General features: G+C 61.5%; 23 protein-coding genes and 1 pseudogene. 9 read left to right on the forward strand and 15 right to left on the reverse strand.

All coding sequences use genetic code 11. The annotated features are described in order from the left end of the window. Window positions 1-194 precede the first annotated feature (194 nt). Genes moaC through moaE form a run of 3 tightly spaced genes read left to right on the forward strand, consistent with a single transcriptional unit; the run spans window position 195 to window position 1,359 of the window. Window positions 195-668 (forward strand): cyclic pyranopterin monophosphate synthase MoaC, encoded by a 474-nt coding sequence (gene moaC, locus ACI77I_RS25365; RefSeq protein WP_056858942.1) that lies wholly within the window; start codon window positions 195-197, stop codon window positions 666-668. Continuing rightward, on the forward strand, window positions 665-907 hold the full coding sequence (moaD, locus tag ACI77I_RS25370; protein ID WP_242154551.1) for a molybdopterin converting factor subunit 1: 243 nt from the start codon (window positions 665-667) through the stop codon (window positions 905-907). The genes moaC and moaD overlap by 4 nt, the downstream gene beginning before the upstream one ends. A gap of 2 nt (window positions 908-909) precedes the next feature. After that, on the forward strand, window positions 910-1,359 hold the full coding sequence (moaE, locus tag ACI77I_RS25375; RefSeq protein WP_094951926.1) for a molybdopterin synthase catalytic subunit MoaE: 450 nt from the start codon (window positions 910-912) through the stop codon (window positions 1,357-1,359). Window positions 1,360-1,421: 62 nt separating this feature from the next. Here the strand turns inward: moaE and rhlB are convergent, their stop codons facing one another. Both rhlB and ACI77I_RS25385 read right to left on the reverse strand, forming a co-directional pair. Next, on the reverse strand, window positions 1,422-2,891 hold the full coding sequence (gene rhlB / locus ACI77I_RS25380) for an ATP-dependent RNA helicase RhlB (protein WP_406998915.1): 1,470 nt from the start codon (window positions 2,889-2,891) through the stop codon (window positions 1,422-1,424). 96 nt (window positions 2,892-2,987) lie between these two features. Beyond that, window positions 2,988-3,644, reverse strand: a complete 657-nt coding sequence (locus tag ACI77I_RS25385) for an alpha/beta hydrolase (RefSeq protein WP_406998881.1) — start codon at window positions 3,642-3,644, stop codon at window positions 2,988-2,990. 347 nt (window positions 3,645-3,991) lie between these two features. Between ACI77I_RS25385 and ACI77I_RS25390 the strand changes: the two genes are divergently transcribed. From ACI77I_RS25390 to ACI77I_RS25405, 4 genes are all read left to right on the forward strand, one after another. Next, window positions 3,992-5,023, forward strand: coding sequence for an amino acid ABC transporter substrate-binding protein (locus ACI77I_RS25390; protein WP_094951923.1), 1,032 nt, complete (start codon window positions 3,992-3,994; stop codon window positions 5,021-5,023). A 72-nt stretch (window positions 5,024-5,095) separates the two neighbouring features. Then, on the forward strand, window positions 5,096-6,277 hold the full coding sequence (locus ACI77I_RS25395) for an amino acid ABC transporter permease (RefSeq protein WP_406998883.1): 1,182 nt from the start codon (window positions 5,096-5,098) through the stop codon (window positions 6,275-6,277). A gap of 10 nt (window positions 6,278-6,287) precedes the next feature. After that, window positions 6,288-7,385: an amino acid ABC transporter permease gene (locus ACI77I_RS25400; RefSeq protein ID WP_094951921.1), complete on the forward strand. Its 1,098-nt coding sequence runs from the start codon at window positions 6,288-6,290 to the stop codon at window positions 7,383-7,385. Window positions 7,386-7,396: 11 nt separating this feature from the next. Continuing rightward, the gene (locus ACI77I_RS25405) at window positions 7,397-8,161 is read left to right on the forward strand and encodes an amino acid ABC transporter ATP-binding protein (protein ID WP_003171943.1); all 765 of its coding nucleotides are present in this window, start codon (window positions 7,397-7,399) and stop codon (window positions 8,159-8,161) included. A gap of 52 nt (window positions 8,162-8,213) precedes the next feature. On the opposite strand, the pseudogene ACI77I_RS25410 reads toward ACI77I_RS25405, so the two are convergent. Both ACI77I_RS25410 and ACI77I_RS25415 read right to left on the reverse strand, forming a co-directional pair. Further along, window positions 8,214-8,702: pseudogene (locus ACI77I_RS25410) on the reverse strand (type II toxin-antitoxin system MqsA family antitoxin). Then, window positions 8,699-9,010 (reverse strand): type II toxin-antitoxin system MqsR family toxin, encoded by a 312-nt coding sequence (locus ACI77I_RS25415; protein WP_094951919.1) that lies wholly within the window; start codon window positions 9,008-9,010, stop codon window positions 8,699-8,701. The pseudogene ACI77I_RS25410 and the gene ACI77I_RS25415 overlap by 4 nt, the downstream one beginning before the upstream one ends. Window positions 9,011-9,169: 159 nt before the next feature. On the opposite strand from ACI77I_RS25415, the gene ACI77I_RS25420 reads away from it, so the two are divergent. Both ACI77I_RS25420 and ACI77I_RS25425 read left to right on the forward strand, forming a co-directional pair. Next, the gene (locus ACI77I_RS25420; RefSeq protein ID WP_094951930.1) at window positions 9,170-9,829 is read left to right on the forward strand and encodes a FadR/GntR family transcriptional regulator; all 660 of its coding nucleotides are present in this window, start codon (window positions 9,170-9,172) and stop codon (window positions 9,827-9,829) included. Then, window positions 9,819-11,084, forward strand: a complete 1,266-nt coding sequence (locus tag ACI77I_RS25425) for a CynX/NimT family MFS transporter (protein ID WP_406998886.1) — start codon at window positions 9,819-9,821, stop codon at window positions 11,082-11,084. Before ACI77I_RS25420 ends, ACI77I_RS25425 begins: the two co-directional genes overlap by 11 nt. A gap of 34 nt (window positions 11,085-11,118) precedes the next feature. Here ACI77I_RS25425 and ACI77I_RS25430 read toward each other — a convergent pair whose 3' ends face one another. The 11 genes from ACI77I_RS25430 to ACI77I_RS25480 all read right to left on the reverse strand — a co-directional run bounded on the left by ACI77I_RS25430 (window position 11,119) and on the right by ACI77I_RS25480 (window position 20,835). Beyond that, a complete protein-coding gene (locus ACI77I_RS25430) occupies window positions 11,119-11,730 on the reverse strand; it encodes a DUF1120 domain-containing protein (protein WP_406998888.1) in 612 nt (203 codons plus the stop codon). A 36-nt stretch (window positions 11,731-11,766) separates the two neighbouring features. Further along, complete coding sequence (locus ACI77I_RS25435; RefSeq protein ID WP_094951916.1) at window positions 11,767-12,417, reverse strand: DUF1120 domain-containing protein; 651 nt, start codon at window positions 12,415-12,417, stop codon at window positions 11,767-11,769. A gap of 10 nt (window positions 12,418-12,427) precedes the next feature. Next, a complete protein-coding gene (locus ACI77I_RS25440) occupies window positions 12,428-13,054 on the reverse strand; it encodes a DUF1120 domain-containing protein (RefSeq protein WP_406998890.1) in 627 nt (208 codons plus the stop codon). Between the two features lie 7 nt (window positions 13,055-13,061). Next, the gene (locus ACI77I_RS25445) at window positions 13,062-14,192 is read right to left on the reverse strand and encodes a DUF1120 domain-containing protein (RefSeq protein ID WP_406998892.1); all 1,131 of its coding nucleotides are present in this window, start codon (window positions 14,190-14,192) and stop codon (window positions 13,062-13,064) included. Between the two features lie 11 nt (window positions 14,193-14,203). Beyond that, on the reverse strand, window positions 14,204-16,672 hold the full coding sequence (locus ACI77I_RS25450; protein ID WP_406998894.1) for a fimbria/pilus outer membrane usher protein: 2,469 nt from the start codon (window positions 16,670-16,672) through the stop codon (window positions 14,204-14,206). Between the two features lie 81 nt (window positions 16,673-16,753). Continuing rightward, on the reverse strand, window positions 16,754-17,491 hold the full coding sequence (locus ACI77I_RS25455) for a fimbria/pilus chaperone family protein (RefSeq protein ID WP_094951912.1): 738 nt from the start codon (window positions 17,489-17,491) through the stop codon (window positions 16,754-16,756). Window positions 17,492-17,493: 2 nt separating this feature from the next. Further along, the gene (locus tag ACI77I_RS25460) at window positions 17,494-18,123 is read right to left on the reverse strand and encodes a DUF1120 domain-containing protein (protein ID WP_406998896.1); all 630 of its coding nucleotides are present in this window, start codon (window positions 18,121-18,123) and stop codon (window positions 17,494-17,496) included. 88 nt (window positions 18,124-18,211) lie between these two features. Beyond that, window positions 18,212-18,835, reverse strand: a complete 624-nt coding sequence (locus tag ACI77I_RS25465; RefSeq protein WP_094951910.1) for a DUF1120 domain-containing protein — start codon at window positions 18,833-18,835, stop codon at window positions 18,212-18,214. A gap of 38 nt (window positions 18,836-18,873) precedes the next feature. Beyond that, on the reverse strand, window positions 18,874-19,497 hold the full coding sequence (locus ACI77I_RS25470; RefSeq protein WP_406998899.1) for a DUF1120 domain-containing protein: 624 nt from the start codon (window positions 19,495-19,497) through the stop codon (window positions 18,874-18,876). 40 nt (window positions 19,498-19,537) lie between these two features. Continuing rightward, window positions 19,538-20,176, reverse strand: coding sequence for a DUF1120 domain-containing protein (locus tag ACI77I_RS25475; protein WP_406998901.1), 639 nt, complete (start codon window positions 20,174-20,176; stop codon window positions 19,538-19,540). A gap of 29 nt (window positions 20,177-20,205) precedes the next feature. Continuing rightward, complete coding sequence (locus ACI77I_RS25480) at window positions 20,206-20,835, reverse strand: DUF1120 domain-containing protein (protein WP_094951907.1); 630 nt, start codon at window positions 20,833-20,835, stop codon at window positions 20,206-20,208. Window position 20,836 lies beyond the last annotated feature (1 nt).

A 20,836-nucleotide genomic window follows, 5' to 3' on the forward strand; every position in this document is an offset into this window, starting at 1 on the left:
ATAGCAGCCGTTACCCAAATAACGGATATGTACCCAGCGCCCCCGCGAAAACCAAAGAACTCAACCCGAAAAAAAGATGTGTAGATACCGATGCTATAAAGGGGCGCACTGCGCCCCTTTATTCATGGGATAAACAGCCTGCGCAAAATTGACCCACGGGTTTACAATTGCCGCTCCTGATCAGGAGTATCCCTGTGCTGACTCATCTCGATTCCCAAGGTCGCGCCCATATGGTCGACGTCACCGACAAAGCCGTGACGTTCCGCGAAGCCGTGGCCGAAGCGCGGGTGCGCATGCTGCCCGACACCCTGAAAATGATTGTCGACGGCGCCCACCCCAAGGGCGACGTATTTGCCGTGGCCCGTATTGCCGGGATCCAGGCGGCCAAAAAAACCAGTGACCTGATCCCGCTGTGCCACCCGCTGATGCTCACCGGCGTCAAGGTCGAGCTGCGCGCCGATGGCGTGGACGCTGTGCATATCCTCGCGCGCTGCAAACTCAGCGGCCAGACCGGCGTGGAGATGGAAGCCCTCACCGCCGCCAGCGTCGCGGCGCTGACGATCTACGACATGTGCAAGGCCGTGGACCGTGGCATGACCATCGAAAGTATTCGCCTGCTGGAAAAGCTCGGCGGCAAAAGCGGGCATTTCAAGGCGGACCAGGCATGAGCATCAACGTATTGTTTTTTGCGCGCTACGCCGAGGCGGTCGGCTTTGACTCGCTGGAGATGGAAGGTGATTTCGCCACGGTTGATGCGGTGCGCCAGGCGCTGGCGGCAGACCCTGAGTTTGCAGTGCTCAACGAACCCAGCTTGATGTGCGCGCGCAACGAGGAGCTGTGTGGCCTCGATGAACCGGTGCAAGCAGGCGATGAAGTCGCGTTTTTTCCGCCCGTGACCGGAGGTTGATCATGGCGATTCGCGTACAGGCCGAGGCATTTGATCCAGGCTTCGAGGTCAACGCGATGCACGCGGCGAATGTCGGCGTGGGCGCGGTGGTGAGTTTTGTCGGCTATGTGCGCGACTTCAATGATGGGCGCGATGTGTCGGGGATGTTCCTTGAGCACTACCCCGGCATGACCGAAAAAGCCCTGGCCAAGATCGCCGTGGAGGCCGAGCAACGCTGGCCGTTGCTCAAGCTGGAAGTGCTGCACCGTATCGGCGCACTTGAGCCGGGCGAGCCGATTGTGTTCGTGGCCGCCGCCAGTGCGCATCGCCAGGCCGCGTTTGATGCCTGCGCATTTGTGATGGACTACCTGAAGACCCGCGCGCCGTTCTGGAAGAAAGAAAACACCCCGGAAGGCCCGCGCTGGGTGGAAGGGCGGGGCAGCGATCACGCGGCGGCGGATCGCTGGAAATAAGCCTGATGCAAAAGCAAATGTGGGCGCTGGCCAGCTCCCACATTTTTTACCGCATGTGAGCCTTAAGGGCGCTTGCGCTCCACAGCCCGCAGCAAGTGCGTCGGCGGCGTTTCGCAGCTGATCTTGCGGCCCAGCAACGTCTCGATGGACGGCAACTGGTACGAGTCATCTTCACCGGCAAAGCTGATCGACACACCCGCAGCGCCTGCACGGCCGGTACGGCCAATGCGGTGCACGTAGTCGTCCGGCACTTCCGGCAGGGTGAAGTTGATCACGTGGCTGATGCCGTCGATGTGAATCCCGCGCCCGGCCACGTCGGTGGCCACCAGCACGCGAATCTTGCCTTCGCGAAAGCCTTCCAGGGTCTTGATGCGCTTGTGCTGCGGCACATCGCCCGACAGTTGCGCGGCGTTGACGCCATCACGCACCAGGCGTTCTTCGATGCGGCGCACTTCGTCCTTGCGGTTGGCAAACACCATGACGCGCTCCCAACCGTTGTCGTTGATCAGGTTGTAAAGCAGCTTGTACTTGTCGGCACCGGCCACGGCGTAGATGTGCTGTTCGACGTTTTCGCTGGCGACGTTCAGCGCTTCGATCTCGACGATGGACGGGTCGGTGGTCCACTGCTTGGCGAGGTTCATCACGTCTTCGGTAAAGGTCGCGGAGAACAGCAGGGTCTGGCGCTCGTTTTTCGGCGGGGTCTGGCGAATGATCTGGCGTACTTGCGGGATGAAGCCCATGTCGAGCATGCGGTCGGCTTCGTCCAGCACCATCACTTCGACCATGTCCAGGTGCACGTCGCCGCGCTGGTTGAAGTCGAGCAGGCGGCCAGGGGTGGCGACCAGGATGTCGCAGTGACGGGCTTCAAGGTGCTTGAGCTGCTTGTCGAAGTCCATGCCGCCCACGAACGTCATGACGTTGAGGCCGGTGTACTTGGTCAGGTCGGCGGCGTCCTTGGCGATCTGCACCACCAGTTCGCGGGTCGGGGCGATGATCAGTGCGCGCGGCTCACCCATGTAGCGCTCTTTGGGCGGCGGCGTCTGCAGCAACTGGGTGATGATCGAGATCAGGAACGCGGCGGTCTTGCCGGTGCCGGTTTGGGCGCGGCCAATGGCGTCTTTGCCCGCCAGGGTGAAGCCCAGCACTTGCGCCTGGATCGGTGTGCAGTACGGGAAACCCAGGTCCTGGATGGCGTGCATCAGTTCCGGGGCCAGCTTGAAATCGTGGAAGCGGGTTTTACCTTCCAGGGGCTCGACGGCGAAGTCTTCGAGCTTCCATGGCGTCACGGGCGGTTTGGGTGCACGTTCGCGGCGCGGTGCTTTGGGCGCAGGTGCAGGCTCGGCTTCAGCGGCTTTTACCGGTTCAGTCGGTATCACCGGTGGCTTCTTCGGCGCGGCGACAGGTGCGGTCCGTTCTGGCTGTTGACCGTCGTTGCGGTTGCCGGGCTTGGGGGCAGGAGCACTGGGAACAGGCGCGAGCGGCTCAGCCTCGCTTTTGCCGAACATCTTCTTAAGTGCTTTGAGCACGGTGATCTCATTAATTGGTTAAGGAATGTACGCCGGCCAGTGTAATGCAAGAATCGGGCGCGGCGTAGTGCGTTGGTCATACGGCTACATAATGTATGGATTTCAGCCCAGCCGGGCGCTCAACCAGGTGCCGATATCGCGTATCTCTTCAGGTAACACTTCGTGACCCATTGGGTATTCCTGCCATGTCACGGTGACACCACGGCTCTTCAAATGCTCGTAGGCGCTGCGGCCCATGGCGTTCTGCACCACGTCATCGTACTGGCCGTGCAGGAACAAGGTCGGAATACGCTGCTGGCTGGCGGAAATTTCCAGCTCGTCACCGAAGGTCGGCGCATAGGTGGAGAGGGCGATAACGCCACCCAGTGGTCCCTGCCATTTCAGGAAGGCGGTGTGGAAGACCACGGCGCCACCTTGGGAAAATCCAGCGAGGAAAATCCGCGAGGCGTCTATTCCGGTTCTCTTCTGATCTTCGATCAAGTCCGTGAGCATTTTGGCGGACACTTCCAGCTCTTCCAGGCTGATCGAGCGGGCCGGGCTCATGGCCTTGATGTCGTACCAGCTGGGCATCTCGTAACCGCCATTGATGGTCACCGGACGCGTCGGCGCCTGGGGCAATACAAAGCGTGTGGACTGCAAGGTTTCCTGTAGCGCCTCGGCCACCGGCAGGAAGTCGTAGCGATCGGCACCCAGGCCATGCAACCAGATGACGCAGGCGTCTGCGGGCTTGGCGGGCTGAAGAATCAAGGGTTCGGTCATGTCTGCTCCATATATGTGCGTGCGCTCCGATAGGGTGCGTCGGAACGGTGCGCGACAGGTTGATCTGTTAAGAGAATGTCGCAAGGGTGAAAGTTTTTCTATTGACCATGGGCTGAAACGGCTCAGCCATCACTCTGGTACGGGCCTTGCTATGTGTAGGTCGATGTCAGAACTATCCCATGACGGTAACACTATCAGTGACTGCCGCTTGTGGGATAGCCACTGGAATTACCGCGACAACTTCATGCCGCTTGACCCCAAAAAAAGCCAACACGGGTTGATATCGCCTCATAAGGGTGCGCTGAGGTTGGAGCTCCGACACAACAAGAGCAAAACTGGAGGTTTGAATGAAGGTATTGAAATCCACCCTGGCCATTGTGACCGCGGCCGCTGTACTGGGTGTCAGTGGTTTTGCCCAAGCCGGCGCCACCCTGGACGCCGTGCAGAAGAAAGGCTTCGTGCAATGTGGCGTGAGTGACGGCCTGCCGGGTTTCTCGGTGCCGGATGCCAGCGGCAAGATCCTTGGGATCGATGCTGACGTTTGCCGCGCTGTGGCCGCTGCCGTTTTCGGTGATGCGACCAAGGTCAAGTTCAGCCAGTTGAATGCCAAGGAGCGTTTCACCGCGCTTCAATCCGGCGAAGTCGACATCCTGTCGCGTAACACCACCATGACCAGCTCTCGCGATTCGGGCATGGGCCTGAAATTCCCAGGCTTCATTACCTACTACGACGGCATCGGCTTCCTGGTTAACAACAAACTGGGCGTAAAAAGTGCTAAGGAACTGGACGGTGCAACCATCTGCATCCAGGCCGGTACCACCACTGAGTTGAACGTCTCTGACTTCTTCCGCGCCAACAACCTCAAATACACCCCGATCACCTTCGACACCTCTGATGAAAGCGCCAAGTCGCTGGAGTCGGGCCGTTGCGACGTGCTGACCTCCGACAAGTCCCAACTGTTCGCCCAGCGCAGCAAGTTGGCCTCGCCGAAAGACTACGTGGTGCTGCCGGAAACCATTTCCAAAGAACCACTGGGCCCAGTCGTGCGTAACGGCGACGACGAGTGGCTGGCCATCGTGCGCTGGGTTGGCTACGCCATGCTCAACGCTGAAGAAGCCGGTATCACCTCGAAAAACGTTGAAGCTGAAGCCAAGTCCACCAAGAACCCGGATGTTGCGCGTCTGCTCGGTGCTGACGGCGAGTACGGCAAAGACCTGAAAGTGAAAAAAGACTGGGTTGTACAGATCGTCAAGCAAGTCGGTAACTACGGTGAAGTGTTCGAGCGCAACCTGGGCAAGAGCACCCCGCTGGAAATCGACCGTGGCCTGAACGCGCTGTGGAACAACGGCGGCATTCAATACGCACCACCTGTGCGCTGATCGCTGATGGTTCTATCACCCGGTGGGCCAACCGCCGGGTGATGTTCTGTTCCATTATTTCCGGGGCACTTCATGCAAAATCAAATCGGCGCACCAAAGCAGAAGCTCAGCTTCAGCGATCCCAAAGTGCGTGCGTGGCTCTTCCAGATCATCACGATTGTGGCGGTGGTCTCGCTGGGCTGGTACCTCTTCAACAATACGCAAACCAACCTTCAGCACCGGGGCATTACCTCGGGTTTCGACTTTCTTGAACGCAGTGCCGGCTTCGGCATTGCTCAGCACCTGATCGACTACACCGAATCGGACACCTACGCCCGCGTCTTTGTGATCGGCCTGCTCAACACCTTGCTGGTGACCGTGATCGGCGTGGTCCTGGCGACGCTGCTGGGTTTCGTCATCGGTGTGGCGCGTCTGTCGCCGAACTGGATGATCAACAAACTGGCGACGGTGTATGTGGAAGTGTTCCGCAACATTCCGCCGCTGCTGCAGATTCTGTTCTGGTATTTCGCGGTGTTCCTGACCATGCCGGGGCCGCGTGCCAGCCATAATTTCGGTGACACGTTCTTTGTCAGCAGCCGTGGCCTGAACATGCCGGCTGCATTGGCGGCTGACGGCTTCTGGCCGTTTGTGGTCAGTGTGGTCATCGCCATCGTGGCAATCGTGCTGAGGACGCGTTGGGCCAACAAGCGCTTTGAAGCGACCGGGGTGCCGTTCCACAAGTTCTGGGCTGGCCTGGCATTGCTCATCGTGATCCCGGCGTTGTGCGCCTTGATGTTCGGCGCGCCGCTGCACTGGGAAATGCCCAAGCTGCAAGGTTTCAACTTTGTCGGCGGCTGGGTATTGATCCCTGAACTGCTGGCGTTGACCCTAGCGCTTACCGTCTATACGGCAGCGTTTATTGCCGAGATCGTGCGTTCGGGCATCAAGTCCGTCAGCCACGGCCAGACCGAAGCCGCGCGCTCCCTGGGCCTGCGCCCTGGGCCGACGCTGCGCAAGGTCATCATCCCGCAGGCCCTGCGGGTGATCATTCCGCCGCTGACCAGCCAATACCTGAACCTGGCGAAAAACTCGTCGCTGGCTGCCGGTATCGGTTACCCAGAAATGGTGTCGCTGTTTGCCGGTACGGTGCTCAACCAGACCGGGCAGGCGATCGAGGTTATTGCCATCACCATGAGCGTGTACCTGGCGATCAGCATCAGCATTTCCCTGCTGATGAATTGGTACAACAAGCGCATTGCGCTGATCGAGCGGTGAGGAAACACACATGAGTTCGCATACGTTCAAACCTGATATGCCACCGCCGAGCAAAGTCTTCGGGCCGATCGCATGGATGCGCGCCAACCTGTTTTCCAGCTGGCTCAACACCCTGCTGACGCTGTTGGCGTTTTACCTGATCTACCTGATTGTGCCGCCGATCCTGCACTGGGCCATCCTCGACGCCAACTGGGTCGGGACCACACGCGCTGATTGCACCAAAGAGGGCGCCTGTTGGGTGTTTATCCAACAGCGCTTCGGGCAGTTCATGTACGGCTACTACCCGGGCGATCTGCGCTGGCGCGTGGACCTGACCGTGTGGCTGGCCATCGTCGGCGTGGCGCCGTTGTTCATCTCGCGTTTTCAACGCAAGGCGATCTACGGCCTGAGCTTTCTGGTGCTGTACCCGATCATCGCCTACTTCCTGCTGCACGGCGGCATCTTCGGCCTGACCAACGTGGCCACCAGCCAATGGGGCGGCCTGATGCTGACCCTGGTCATCGCCACGGTCGGCATTGCCGGCGCGTTGCCGTTGGGCATTGTGCTGGCGTTGGGACGGCGCTCGAACATGCCGGCGATTCGAGTGGTCTGCGTGACCTTCATCGAATTCTGGCGCGGCGTGCCGTTGATCACCGTGCTGTTCATGTCGTCGGTGATGCTGCCGTTGTTCCTGCCCGAAGGCATGGGCATCGACAAACTGCTGCGCGCGTTGATCGGCGTGATCCTGTTCCAGTCGGCCTACGTGGCTGAAGTGGTGCGCGGTGGCTTGCAGGCGATTCCCAAGGGGCAGTACGAAGCGGCCGCGGCGATGGGCTTGGGTTACTGGCGCAGCATGGGCCTGGTGATTCTGCCGCAAGCCTTGAAGCTGGTGATCCCGGGCATCGTCAACACGTTTATTGCGCTGTTCAAGGACACCAGCCTTGTGATCATCATCGGCCTGTTCGACCTGCTCAACAGCGTCAAACAAGCCGCCGCCGACCCGAAATGGTTGGGCATGGCCACTGAAGGCTACGTGTTCGCCGCCCTGGTGTTCTGGATTTTCTGTTTTGGTATGTCGCGCTATTCCATTCATTTGGAACACAAGCTCGACACAGGCCACAAGCGTTAGGAGTTGTTGTTATGAGCGAAGCGATCAAACAGCCTGTGAGCCCTGAAGGCATTATCCAGATGCAGGGCGTCAACAAGTGGTACGGCCAGTTCCACGTGTTGAAAGACATCAACCTCAACGTCAAGCAGGGCGAGCGTATCGTGCTGTGCGGCCCGTCGGGTTCGGGCAAGTCCACCACCATCCGCTGCCTCAACCGCTTGGAAGAGCACCAGCAAGGCCGCATCGTGGTCGATGGCGTGGAACTGACCAACGACCTCAAGCAGATCGAAGCGATCCGCCGTGAAGTCGGCATGGTGTTCCAGCACTTCAACCTGTTCCCGCACCTGACCATCCTGCAAAACTGCACGCTGGCGCCGATGTGGGTGCGCAAGATGCCCAAGCGCAAGGCCGAAGAAATCGCCATGCATTACTTGGAGCGTGTGCGCATCCCGGAGCAGGCCCACAAGTTCCCGGGGCAACTGTCCGGCGGCCAGCAACAGCGTGTGGCCATCGCGCGTGCCCTGTGCATGAAACCGAAAATCATGCTGTTCGACGAACCGACCTCGGCGCTGGACCCGGAAATGGTCAAGGAAGTACTCGACACCATGATCGGCCTGGCCGAAGACGGCATGACCATGTTGTGCGTGACCCACGAAATGGGCTTTGCCCGCACCGTGGCCAACCGCGTGATCTTCATGGACAAGGGCGAAATCGTCGAGCAGGCGGCGCCGAATGACTTCTTCGACAACCCGCAGAATGATCGGACCAAGTTGTTCTTGAGCCAGATTTTGCATTGATCGACGTTTGAAGCGATAAACCCGGCCTGGTGCCGGGTTTATTTTTGCTTGTCTAGGACGCTTTGAGGGCGTCTTGCGTTTCGTTGTTGAGGGTGTAGGTGAAGGCGTTGCGCAGGTCTGCGCCTTCGGCCAGTTCTTTGGCATCGGTGAGCAAGTAGGGGTAACGATCCAGCAGGCGCATCAGCACCATCAACGGCTTGGGCGGTGCTATTTCGCCGCGTTCGTAGCGTGAGAATGCGTTGTGCCCGCCACCGGACAGCAATTCCACGGTTTGTTATTGCGTGAGGTGCAGCTTGCGGCGGATGCGCTTCAGTTCGGCGCCCATCAACCGTCGGGCGGCGTGGAGCAGATCATCACCTGCCTTGGCATGGCGTTCGCAACTATCGGGGTCATACATGCCGTCCTCGCACACCTGGCATTCCCAGCCCGACAGATCATCAATGCGCCGCTCCATACCTTTGATGCACAGGGTTTCGTTGCGGCCTTCAAAGCGTGTCATGGCGTCGGGGGCGCCACAGATATAGCAGTGTTGGGTGTTCATGGGTTCATCCCTTTGAAGGAGATCACCGGTGGGTTACTACCGGAGCAGTAAGTGACCTTGATGTAAATCTCCAGACCGTGTGAATGGATGTGGTAGACGTCATGCCAGACGCGGTGATCGGCATAAGTGGTCATCGACTGGTACAACATCCTGTTTTGCAGTTCGAAGACGACCGCTTGCATCTCAGTGAGATCAAGGTCGAGAGCCTCGCCGGTTTTCTTTGCCGCACGTGTGAAAGCCTTGGCACCAAGCCGCCTCACATCTGCCTTGACCACTGCCAGATCGTAATGAGGTGTGTACTTTTCCATAAGACACCTGAGTCCAACAATTACCCTCAGAGGGTAATTTTACCAATCGAAAATTCAGTTCCTATTGTTGCCTCCGAACCCTGGTGCGTTGCCTTTGTAGGCAGGTCCGAATAGGCTGTAGGAAAATTCATCCTATGATTGGACGAAAGCGAAAAACCCATGACAGACATCGCCCCTCTGATCAAACGCTCCCTCGTTGACCAGGCCCTGGAGCAGTTGCGTCGGCGCATCACCGAAGGCAAGTGGGCCATCGGCGAGCGCCTGCCCACCGAGCCTGAGCTGTCTGCCGAGTTAGGCATCAGCCGCAACACCGTGCGCGAAGCCATGCGTGTGTTGGCGTTCTGCGGCTTGATCGAAATCCGCCAGGGCGACGGCAGTTATTTACGCTCGATGACCGACCCGCTGGGCGCGATGCGCGCGTTGTCCCACTGCACCTTGGAGCAGGCGCAGGAGACGCGGCAGATTCTGGAAGTGGAGGCCATCGGGCTCGCGGCACTGCGCCGTACTGAAGACGATCTGAAACATTTACGCCAAGCCTTAAGCGTCAGCGCCGAGCTGTACCACGGTGACCTGGAGGCCTACATCAGCGCAGACCTGGTGTTCCACAAACACTTGGTCGATGCCGCGCACAACCCGGCCTTGAGCGAGCTGTACCAGTATTTCTCCGCCATTGTCGGCGCCCAGTTGCGCCAGACCCTGAATATCTCACCGCGTCGCCAGGCCGTGTTCGACCTGCATATCGCCCTGCTCGACGCCGTGGAGCACCAAGACCCGGAACGCGCCAAATCCCTCTGCCGGCAGTTGATCAATGAACCTTGAAGCCAAACGCACCCCCGAACTCAAAGCACTGCTGATCGACGCCGAAGCCGACGACGACGTGGTGCAGCACACCCCGCCGGTGGTCGCGCGGCCGTGGCTGTTGCTGCTGGGCTTGATCCTGGTGGCGTTGAACCTGCGCCCGGCGCTGTCGAGCCTGTCGCCGCTACTGGCTGACGTCTCACACAGTCTTGGATTGTCGGCGGCCAAAGCCGGCTTGCTGACCACCTTGCCGGTGTTGTGCCTGGGGCTGTTTGCGCCCATGGCGCCGATCCTGGCCCGGCGTTTTGGCGCCGAGCGGGTGGTGCTGGGGATTCTGTTGACGTTGGCTGCCGGCATTATTCTGCGCAGTTCGTTCGGTGAGGTCGGCCTATTCGCCGGCAGCCTGATTGCCGGTGCGAGCATCGGCATCATCGGCGTGTTGCTGCCGGGTATCGTCAAGCGTGACTTCGCCAAACAGGCCGGCACCATGACCGGCGTGTACACCATGGCGCTGTGCCTGGGCGCCGCGTTGGCGGCCGGCTCGACGGTGCCGCTGAGCCGGTATTTCGGCGACAGCTGGAACATCGGCCTGGGCTTCTGGATTCTGCCGGCGCTGGTGGCGGCATTGTTCTGGTTGCCGCAAGTCGGGCAGAAACACGGCGCGCATCAAGTCGCCTATCGCGTGAAGGGTTTGCTGCGTGACCCTCTGGCTTGGCAGGTGACCTTGTACATGGGCCTGCAATCGTCGCTGGCCTACATCGTGTTCGGCTGGTTGCCGTCGATCCTGATCGGCCGTGGCCTTACGCCGACCCAAGCGGGGCTGGTGCTGTCGGGCTCGGTGATCGTGCAACTGGCCAGTTCCCTCGCCGCGCCGTGGTTGGCTACGCGGGGTAAGGACCAGCGGCTGGCGATCGTGGTGGTGATGCTGCTGACCCTCGGCGGCCTGTTCGGGTGCTTGTATGCACCGCTCGACGGCCTGTGGGGTTGGGCGATCTTGCTGGGCCTGGGCCAGGGCGGCACCTTCAGCCTGGCGCTGACCTTGATCGTGTTGCGCTCGCGGGACGCCCACGTGGCCGCCAACCTGTCGAGCATGGCCCAGGGCATCGGCTACACGCTGGCGTCCCTCGGGCCGTTGGCGGTTGGCCTGGTGCACGATTGGACCGGTGGTTGGTCGGCGGTCGGCTGGGTTTTCGCGGTGCTCGGTTTGGGCGCAATCATCGCCGGGCTTGGCGCCGGACGCGCACGGTATGTGCAGGCTACCTGCGAGAAGCGCTGAGGCTACACCGCGCGTGTCCGGTTTGAGGTCGCCGTTACAGGTACTTCACTTCCACTGTTGTCGAACCATCGATAGTCACTTCACTGCTCAGGTCCATGTCCTCGGTACCGTAGATGATGCTTTGTACATGCAGGTCGACGACCAGCTCCTTCGTCGGCAGCGGTAGGTTGTCCCCGTCGATAGTGGCAACGGACATATAGTAGCCTGGCGCCCAGTCGTCTTCCTTGGCCCAAGTGGTGTTGTCCCAGGACGTAATGGTCTGCACCGCCACGCCGTCGGCGATAGGTTTTTCCAGCCACAGCAAGTAAGCGCCCAATGTTTGCGTGCCTTCGAGCATGCCCAGACGGTAGTAGGGTTGAACGCCCGAGGCGCGGTTGTCGGTGGAACGAAAAGCAAATGCAAGCGCTGCGTCGCAGCTTATGGTCAGGGTCAGGGTGTGATTGCCGATGACGGTGGGGTTGTCCGGTTTCAAGTCTTTAGCGGCGATCTTGCCGTGATCAATCACGCCCCCGTTGGACATATTGGGGGTGCAGGCGCTGGGCGTGATCAGGCCCTTGACTGCCAGGTCGACACTGCTGGCAGCTGAAACACCGGTGGCAGCAGTCAGTAACACCGCGGCGGTGACGGCAGGGAAAAGCATTTTCATTTGTTGGGTACTCCTGGGGGTTGAAAGAGGTGGGTACTACAGGTAAACCACTTCCAGCGTGGCGGAGCCGTCCATGAGCGTCTCCACACTCAAGTCCAAGTTCTGCTTGGCGTTGATCACCGCTTCCAGCGTCAAGGTGCTGGTCAGGTTCTGGATAGCCGAAGGCCCGGCGGTGCTGCCGGCCACATCGGTAAAGCCGAGCAAGCTCTTGGAGCCGATATCGATGGGGTTGCTGTTGGACGTGCGCCACGCCAGGCCACCGGTGGTGGATTCGGTGCCGTAGGTCACCGGCAGGGCATCGGCCACTGTCTGTTTGGGATCGAAGCTCACCGAGTACACGCCGAGTTTGTTGCCCGCGCTGTCCAGCCCCAGCCCGTAATAGATCTCGCTGCTGACGTGGGCGCTGCCGTCGCGGTTATCGCGCATGCGCAGGGCGAAACGGCCGGGGGCGTTGCAACTGATAGTCAAGGTCAGCGACTTGAGCGGCAGCCGAGTGCCCGTGGCCTGGTTGAGGTCCTTCTGGGAGATCTTGCCGAAGTCGATCACACCGCCGGCGGACAGCACGGGGGTGCAGGCCATGGGCGTGATCAGGCCGCCGACAGTCAGTTCGGCGGTGGAGGCGGCTTGGGCCGTGGATGCGTTGGTCAACCACGCACAGGCAGTTAACGCCATCAACAACGTTTTCATAGTTAAGCTCCTATAAGTACTTCACGGTCAGCGTCATAGAGCCGTCGATGGGGACTTCTTGCGTCAACGACAGCGTGTTGGCCGGGGCGATGCTGGGCTCGATCGACACCACCGCGGTCAACCGTTGTATCGACGCCGGGGCTGTCACTGTTTTGTTGGGGGTGAATGCGCTCAGGAAGTGCGGCGACAGGATGGTCGTCGGAGCCCAGCTAGAGGGGCCACTCGAGCCGATGGGGTACATCTGGACGCCGTCGGCCATGATCGAATCGACTTCTAATATCACTGAGCCCAGCCTTTGGGTGCCGTTGATCAACCCCAAGCCGAACTTAAAGCTTTCATCGCCGGCGTAACTGGAGCCAAGGCGGTTGTCCCGTGGCTCCAGGGCCAACAAGGTCGATGCTGCGCAGTTGATCGACAGTTGCAGGCTGTGAGGGGGCAGCTTGGTAGGTTGATCGAGGTTCAGGTCGCTGGCAGCAATCTTGCCCAGGTCATACACGCCACCATTGGACAGGCTCGGTTCGCAGGCGCTAGGGGTTATCAGGCCAGTGACGCTCAGGTCAACGCTGGAGGCCGCCTGTGCCGCCAAGCCGGTGGCCAGGCATGAAAAGGCGGTCAGTAAGATCAGAATCGGTTTCATCGTGTGCCTATAAATAGTGAATTTCGAGAGTGCCCGCACCGTCCAGCCGCACCTCACTGCTCAGATCCAGTGAGCCCAAGGGCGCTATGACCGCTTCCAGGCTCAACGTGGCGTTGAGGTTTTGAATGGCGCTGGGGCCGCCGGTGCTGCCGGATGCAGCGCTAAAACCCAGGTAGCGATTGGCGCCCACGGCAGCGACGCTTGCACTGGCGCTGCTCCAGGGCTGCGTGCCGGTGGCGGAGTCGGTTTGGAATACTCGAGCGAAGTTGTCGGCGGTGATGCGCGCAGGGTCGAACAACAGCCGGTAGCGGCCGATCTTCTGTCGGCGCGCGTCCAGGCCCAGCCCATAAGCGCTTTCATCGGCGCCGCCGGTGGCTGAGCCCAGGCGATTGTCTTGCATGCGTAACGCGAAGGCGGTCGGCCCGTCGCACGTCACACTCAGTGACAAGGGGCGTGGGGCCAGGACGGTGTCCTTGTCCAGATTCAGGTCGCTGACCGACAGCTTGCCCAGCTCCACATGGCCGCCGTTGGACAGCACGGGTGTACACGCCGCCGGGGCAAAGCGCGCTTGCAGGCGCAGTTCCCGCGAGCGCCCGGCAGCGACGGCGTCGAACAACCCGGCGACATCCCAGGTCACGGCATCGCGCACCCGCGCGGCGTCTTCGCGGGCCCAGGCACTGGCGTTGATTTGCATCGACAAGTTGCGCCCGGTCACTGCCACGCCGCCGCGCATCGGCACGAGGCCGTGGTCCGGTTGCCAGTGCAGTTGGGCGCTGACAGCGGAGGGCGGCTGCCCCTGGCCCGCAATCAAACCCAACTCCACCGCCTGGCCGTCCAGCACGGCTTCGCTGACACGCAGGCCGTAGCTGCCGCGCTCGGTAAAGAGAAAGCGCTCCGGCCCCGCGCCCAGCCCGCGATAAAACACGCCCAGGTCGGTGGGCTGCGGGCAGTTCAGCGTCAGGCTGATACGCCGCTCGCCCAGCAAGCGTTCGGGCGCGGGGGCCAACGCCACGGCGCGGTTCATCAGGCCGAAGTCCAGTTGCGCCTTGCTAAGGTTGAGCTGGCATTCTTCGGCGCCCCAGGCACTGGCGCTCAGCAGCACCAGGCTCAGGGGGTAAAACGTGTATTTCAGGCCCATGGTGTGAGTCCTCATGGCTGGTGGCACCGGGCCGGTGCGGTTTCGAAATACACCTCGGGGTCGGCGTCTTCCGGCAGTTCAAAGGTGAGTCGGCAACGTGGCTGCCCCGGTGCCTTGACCCACAGCGGGCGCGGGTCAAGCACGTCGGGCAGGAACACTTGGCTGCCTTCCTGCATCAGGGTGATGAACTCGCCTTCAGTGGTGCTCACGGTTGCGCCGCGTGGCAGCGGCTGGCCGTTATCGGTGGTCACGTTCAGCAGCGCACGCCGGGTGAGGGCCACACCGAATTGGACTTTGTCCACGGCACCACGGCCGGCGGCGATCACTGCCAGGCCGTTGTGGATATCGGCGTTGCGCGGCAGCGAACGGGTCTGCACTTCCACCGGGCTGCGCCCATAAGCGCTGACTTTCGGCACCACGGCCTGGCCTTGCCAGTCGGTCCATACCGGGCCGCTTGGGGTGGTGACCTTGATGCCGGCCATTTCGCCCACCGACACCAGTGCAAACGTGTCGCGCACCGGGTACGGCGAGAAGGTCACGCCGTCCCCATGCAACACCACCCCGCCGCGCGCGCCACCTTGGTAGCTGGCTCGTTCGTCGTCGCTGCGGGTGTAGTTGAAGTCCAGCTGGCTGTACCACGGCAGTGCCGACACGCCGACCGACGACTCGACTTCACGGTCACGGCTGTCACGCTCCACGCCCACTCGGTAACTCAGTTGATCGTTGAGTTGCTCGTTCACGCCCACACCCAGGCGGTGCTCGCCGCCGGCGTTGCGTGCCCACGCGCGACCACGGCGGGTTTCACCCAGCGGCACGCTGATGTTCAGGTAAATGCTGTCGTCGTTCTGCTGGCGGCCGCCTACCTGCCATTCGGCGCTGGCCGACACCGATACCCGGCCAAAACTGGTGCCCCAGGACGCCAGCGCGCGGCTGCTGCTTTCACCGTTGTAAGACGCCGTGCGTGAGACCCCGGCGCTGAACGCACCCAAGGCCGGATGCGCCCACGACGCAGTAGCGCTCTGCTGGTCGCGGTAGCGCGAGCGCTGTTGATCGTCGCTATTGCCGACGTAGGTTGAATCCTCAAGGTCGCGGTAACCCTGGGAACGCCAGGAAGCTGCGGTGCTCACCGACCAGCTGTCATTCAAGCGCTGCGACCAGGACACATCGCTTTGCACCCCGCGCTCTGTGCCCTCGCGCTTGGGGCTGGCTTGGGCTGCCTGTGCGGAGAACTGCAGTTGGCTGTCCTGCCAGGGCAACCAGCCAAGGCTTGCGCCTGCTGAGCGATAGGCGTCCGCCACCAGCCCGCCTGCGCTGAGGCTCAGTTGCGGGTGCAGCGGGCCGCTCCAGCCCGCGCTGACCACCCAGGGCTCGCGGCCATCGCTGTCGCCGATCTGACGCACACGCCCGGCCGCCACCGAATAGCCCGGCGCCGGCAGGCCCAGCCCGAGCATAGCGGCGGGCACGGTAAAGCGGCGTTCTTCGCCGGTGGTTTCCTTGACCGTGACTTCCACGTCGGAACGGCTGTTCAAGCGGCGCACATCTGGCAGGGCAAACGGCCCTGCGGGTACCACGGTGGAGTGGATCAACGCGCCGTTCTGACGGATTTCCACCTGGGCCGGGCTGTTGGCGATACCGGTGATAGTCGCGCCCTGGTTCTGGTCTTGCAGCGCAGTTTCGGTCAGCACTTGGGCGCCGGTAATCTGCGTGCCGGCCAGCACCGGGTTGTAGAGGCTGATTTGCCCGGCCTGCAGCACTGCCTGCTGCTCGGCGAAGGTGCGCTGGGCGTAGGCATCCAAGTGGGTGGTGCGCGAGCGGCGGTCCTGCCAGGTTTTCACCTGGCGGCTGCGCACGATCCAGTCGCCGGCGTTGAAGCCGACTTCGGTGTTGGCTGAGCCGAAGCGGCTGGTGGTGTCGCCGAACTCGTTGTAGAGGCCGGTCAAGTCGTAGTTGAGCAGCAAGGCCTGGCCACCGGTCTGGTAGCCGGAGATGTCTTGCTGGGCAGGGCGCAGGGCGTCGGTTGACACCACCAGGGCCAGGCTCAGGGCGGCGGGGTCTTGCTCGATCACGGTTTGCGGGTAGCGTTCGATAAACCGCTGGCAGGTGGGCACCCCGTTCTCATCGGGCACTGTCAGGTTGCCCGCATCCAGCAGGGCGCGGTTGAAACAGAGGCTGCCCTGGCGGTCGAACTCCACATCCACTCGGCCGCGACGCAGGCCGTTGACACTCAAATTGACGGCATGCCGGCCTGCCGTGAAACGCGGGGCTTGCAGCAGCAGGTTGGCCAGTTCCGGGTCGATGCCGCGCCGTGACAAGGTCTGGGGGTCGAAGGAACCGGCGATCAGCGCGTCACCCGCCAGCGCTGTCTCGCACGGCAGTGCGCCGGCCAGGGTCAGTGCCAGCCCGGTGAGTAGGGTGCGTGCGCGGTGCGGTGAAACGCCAGGCACGGCGCTGCCGTCGCGGTCAGTTATTACTGTGCTCACAAGGTCGTACTCAAGTGTTGGGTGGCTTTGGCAAGCCACTCTTTTTTATAGGGCGATGAGTTTTTATAAGGTGATGAGTTTTTAGAGGGTGAGGGGTGCTTCGTAAGGTGCCACGGCAAAGCCATACACCGTGGCCGGCTGCAGTTGCACGCGGTTTGCGCCGGTGCCGCTGGCTGTTACGTTCAGGGTTTCACCCGGCAGCACATAGGTGCGCGGCAGCAGGGCCGAGCCGCTGCCGGGCAGCAGTCGCAGTTCCTGGGCCAGGCGCACCACGTAAGGGCTCGGGTTGTGCACGCTCAATTGGTCACGGTTCAGGCGCCACTCCAACCCGGTCCAGGGCGTGCGGTTGGGGGCCAGGCCCTTGGGATGCACAATCACCGGCAGGTTCTGGCGCACCGTCACACCGACTTGGGCGTGGCCGGCCTGGGCCGCCGAACGACCTTGTGGCATGCCTTCGAAGATCACCCGTTTCAAGCGTTGGGTGGCCAAGGGCTCGGGCGATTGCAGGATGAAGCGGATGAGCTGGCTCTTACCCGGTTCGACCCGGGCCAGGGGCGGGGTGACAAACAGCAGCGTCGCCTTGTCTTCGGGAATGTCTTCAAGGGTGACGTGCAGCAGGGCCAGCTTATCGTCGGTGTTGGTCACGGTCACCGACGCTTCGCCATCGGCCTCGTTAACGATCACCACCGAGGTGTCGGGCACCATGCCGTCGGCCAGCGCCAAGGCAGGGCCGCCGATTGCCAGCGTGAGCGCAGCGAAGTAAAGACCGCTCACGCGAGCGAAGATGAAGGCGCGGGTGAAAAAGGGTAGGGCAGGCATGGCTACAAGTACCTCAGGTCAAGCACGATGGAACCGTCCAACGGCACTTCCTGTTTGAGAGTCAAATAGGCGGCGGCATTGATGGACGTGTTGATTTGCAGGCTGGCGTTCACCAGGCGGTGGGGTTCGGGCACCAGCGTGCCCGGGCGGGCGAACCCCATGTAGATGTTCGGGAAGGCATTGGACTCTGGAAACCAGGTCTCCCCTTTGTTGCTGGAGGCCAGCACGAGTAGGCGCTCGCCGTCGCCCATGGCCTCGCGAAATCCCAGGGAAACCGTGCCCAGCCGCTCGGAAGGCACATGGATATTGGTACCCAGGCCGTAATAAAAGCCCGGCCCCAGCGAGGAGTCGGCGCGATTGTCCACACCCACCAATACGTACAGCACCGGCTCGTTGCAGCTCACACTCAGGTCCAGCGTTTGAGTGGGCAAGGGGCTGAATTCGTGCTGGTTGAGGTTGCGTGCCGGCACCTTGCCGTGGTCGACGATGCCATTGGCAGACAACGTGGGGATGCAGGCGCTGGGTGTGATCAGACCGGTAACGTTGAGCTCAATGCTGGGCGACGCCAGCACCAGCGAGCTGGCACCGAGCAGGCAAAACGTGGCGATAAAGCGTGAATAAATATGCTTCATGGGATGGGGGCCGGCTGCCTGATTCATCGTGTGTGTACAGGGCAAGGGCAGACGTTTTAAGGCCTGCCTTTGCTCGACTCGGATGCCGTTACAAGTAGCGCACGGTGAGGGTCACCGAACCGTCGATGGCGACTTCGTTGGTGAGGGTCAGCTCACTGGTTTTGGCGATCTGGGGCTGAACGTACAAGTCCGCGGCCCACAGTTGGACTGGGATCGGCGAATTGACGCCGGCCACGGCGGGTGCGAGGAGGTTGTCGCGCATCAGGTTGCGCTCGGAGCTCCAAGTGACGCCACCGTCGTAGGAACCGACGCTGTTGATCGGCACGCCATCGGCGACCGAATTCAACAGCTGCAGGGTCATGTTGCCGAGTTTTTCCGTGCCGTTGATGAGGCCCAGGCCAAACTCCATCAAATCGTTGTTGCTGTCAGACCCTTCGCGGTTGTCCTTGGCCTCCATGGCCATCAGGGTGGCGGCGTCACAGGTGACGGTGAATTGCAGGATGTTTAGGGGCAGAGCGGTCTGTTTGTCGGCGTTCAAATCCTTGGCCGAAATCTTGCCGTAGTCCACCGCGCCCCCGTTGGACAGCGCCGGGACGCAGGCACTTGGGGTAATCAGACCTTTGACCGTCAGGTCGACGCTGGAGGCGGCAAAGGCAGTGCCAGCAGCCGCGAGCATCAGGCCGCCGAGCAGGGTATTGAGGGACTTGCTCATGGTGTTGCTCCTAAATGAGGGACTGAGGAGAAGCTCAATTACCAGTACTTGAGTTGCAGCGTGGCCTGGCCGTCGATGGGCACTTCATCGAGCAGGGTCAGGTCGCGGGACGGCACGATGACGGTGAAGGCGCGCAGCCGCGCCCTGAGGTCTTTAATGGCGATGGGCGTGTTCGGGCCGCCCGTTGCCGCGAACGAGGTCAGTGCTTCGTGCCCCAAGTAGGGCGATAAGCTCCAGTTAGCGCCGCCGTTGCGCGAGACGATCACGTTGACTGCGGTTTCATCCGCAATCGGATCGAATAACGTGAAGGCGACACTCCCCAGTTTTTGGTCTTCAGGCGTGGTCCCCAGGCCGTGGTGCGCCGGGTTGATGGCCGAGGTGCCGGCGCGATTGTCCGCGGTGGTCAGGGTGAAAAATGTCTCGCCGTCGCAATGCACTTCAAACAGCATTTCGGAGGGGTCCAACAACGTGGGTTTAGTCTGTTGCAGGTCCTTGGCGGTCATTTTTCCATGGTCGATCACGCCGCCATTGGACAGGTTTGGGGTGCAGGCATTGGGGGTAATGATCCCAGTGACACTCAAGTCGGTATTACTGGCCGCAAATGCGCCGGGGGCGCAGGCAGCCAGCAGCAGGGCAAGAGCGGCGGGCGTGAATCTTTCCATGGGCACAGGTCCTTGTGAGCGATGCAGTGAAGCCGGTGGGTTACAGGTAGCGCAGTTCCAGGGTGGCGGAGCCGTCGATCGGTTGTTCCTGGGTCAGCGTCAGGCCACTGGCGGCGGCGATAGAGGGATGGATCGTCAAGTCGCTGTTGAGCGTCATGATCGCGATGGGCGCCCAGTTGCCGCCGGCGTTGTTACCGAAGGCGGTGAGCCTGCTGCGCATCCAGATAGCGTCCTCGCTGTTCTCGATCCAGGTGGCGCCGTTGTCCCTTGAGGCCAGCTTGCTGACCGGCTGGTTGTCGGCGCGGTAGTTGGTGAGAACGATCAGGAAGTCGCCGAGCCGCTCTGTTTCATTGATGAAGCCCAGGCCATAGGAATCATCGCCAGGGCTGCTGGCCGAGCCTGCGCGGTTATCCACACCGTTGAGTGCAAACAGCGTCGCGGCCTCGCAGTTCACGCTCAATTGAAAGGTGGTGGTCGGCAATGGGGTGGCCTGGTTCTCCTGCAGGTCCTTGGCGGCGATCTTTCCATAGTCGGCCATGCCGCCCTGGCTCAGCATCGGTGTGCAGGCGCTGGGGGTTATCAGGCCTTTGACGGTCAGGTCGACGCTGCTGGCGGCGAATACAGTGCCGGCGCCGATCATCAACAGTGTCGCGGCGAGGGTGCTGAAGGGGCGAGTCATGGCATTACATCCTTGTGGTTAGCGGTGGTTTACAGGTACTTCACTTCAAGGGTGGCGGAACCGTTGATGGGGACCTCGTTGGTCAGGTTCATCCCCGCAGTGGGGGCGATAAGGGTGTGTATGCCGAGCTCTGTCGTCAGGTGCTGGACCGGAGTGGGGGCCCAGCTGCCTGTTGAACGATCACCAAACGAGGCGAGATAGGAGGCCGGCCACAGATCGCCGGGAATGTTTTCCCGCCAGGTGAGGCCGTTATCCTGGGACTCGAGCACGGAGATCGGTGCGCCGTCGGCTGTTGGGGTGGCGAACACCAAGGCGTAATTGCCCAGTTTTTTTCCGTCGACCAGGCCCAGGCCATAGGTGTTTGACGGGTCATGGGAATTGCCCTGGTTATCGATGCCCTTCAGGGCCAACAGGGTTGGCGCATCGCAGGTGATCTCCAGTTGCAGGGTGTGGGTGTCAAGCGATGTCCAGTTGTCCGGCTTCAAATCCTTGGCCGCGACTTTTCCGTGGTCGACGATCCCACCGCTTGAAAGGCTGGGCGCGCAGGCGCTGGGGGTAATCAGGCCCTGGACGGTCAGGTCGATGCTGCTGGCGGCGAATACAGGGCCGGCGCCGATTATCAACAGGGTCGTGGCGAGGGCGCTGAAGGGACGAATCATG

Origin of the sequence: Pseudomonas sp. D47 (assembly GCF_045447305.1) — a bacterium.
GTDB lineage: Bacteria > Pseudomonadota > Gammaproteobacteria > Pseudomonadales > Pseudomonadaceae > Aquipseudomonas.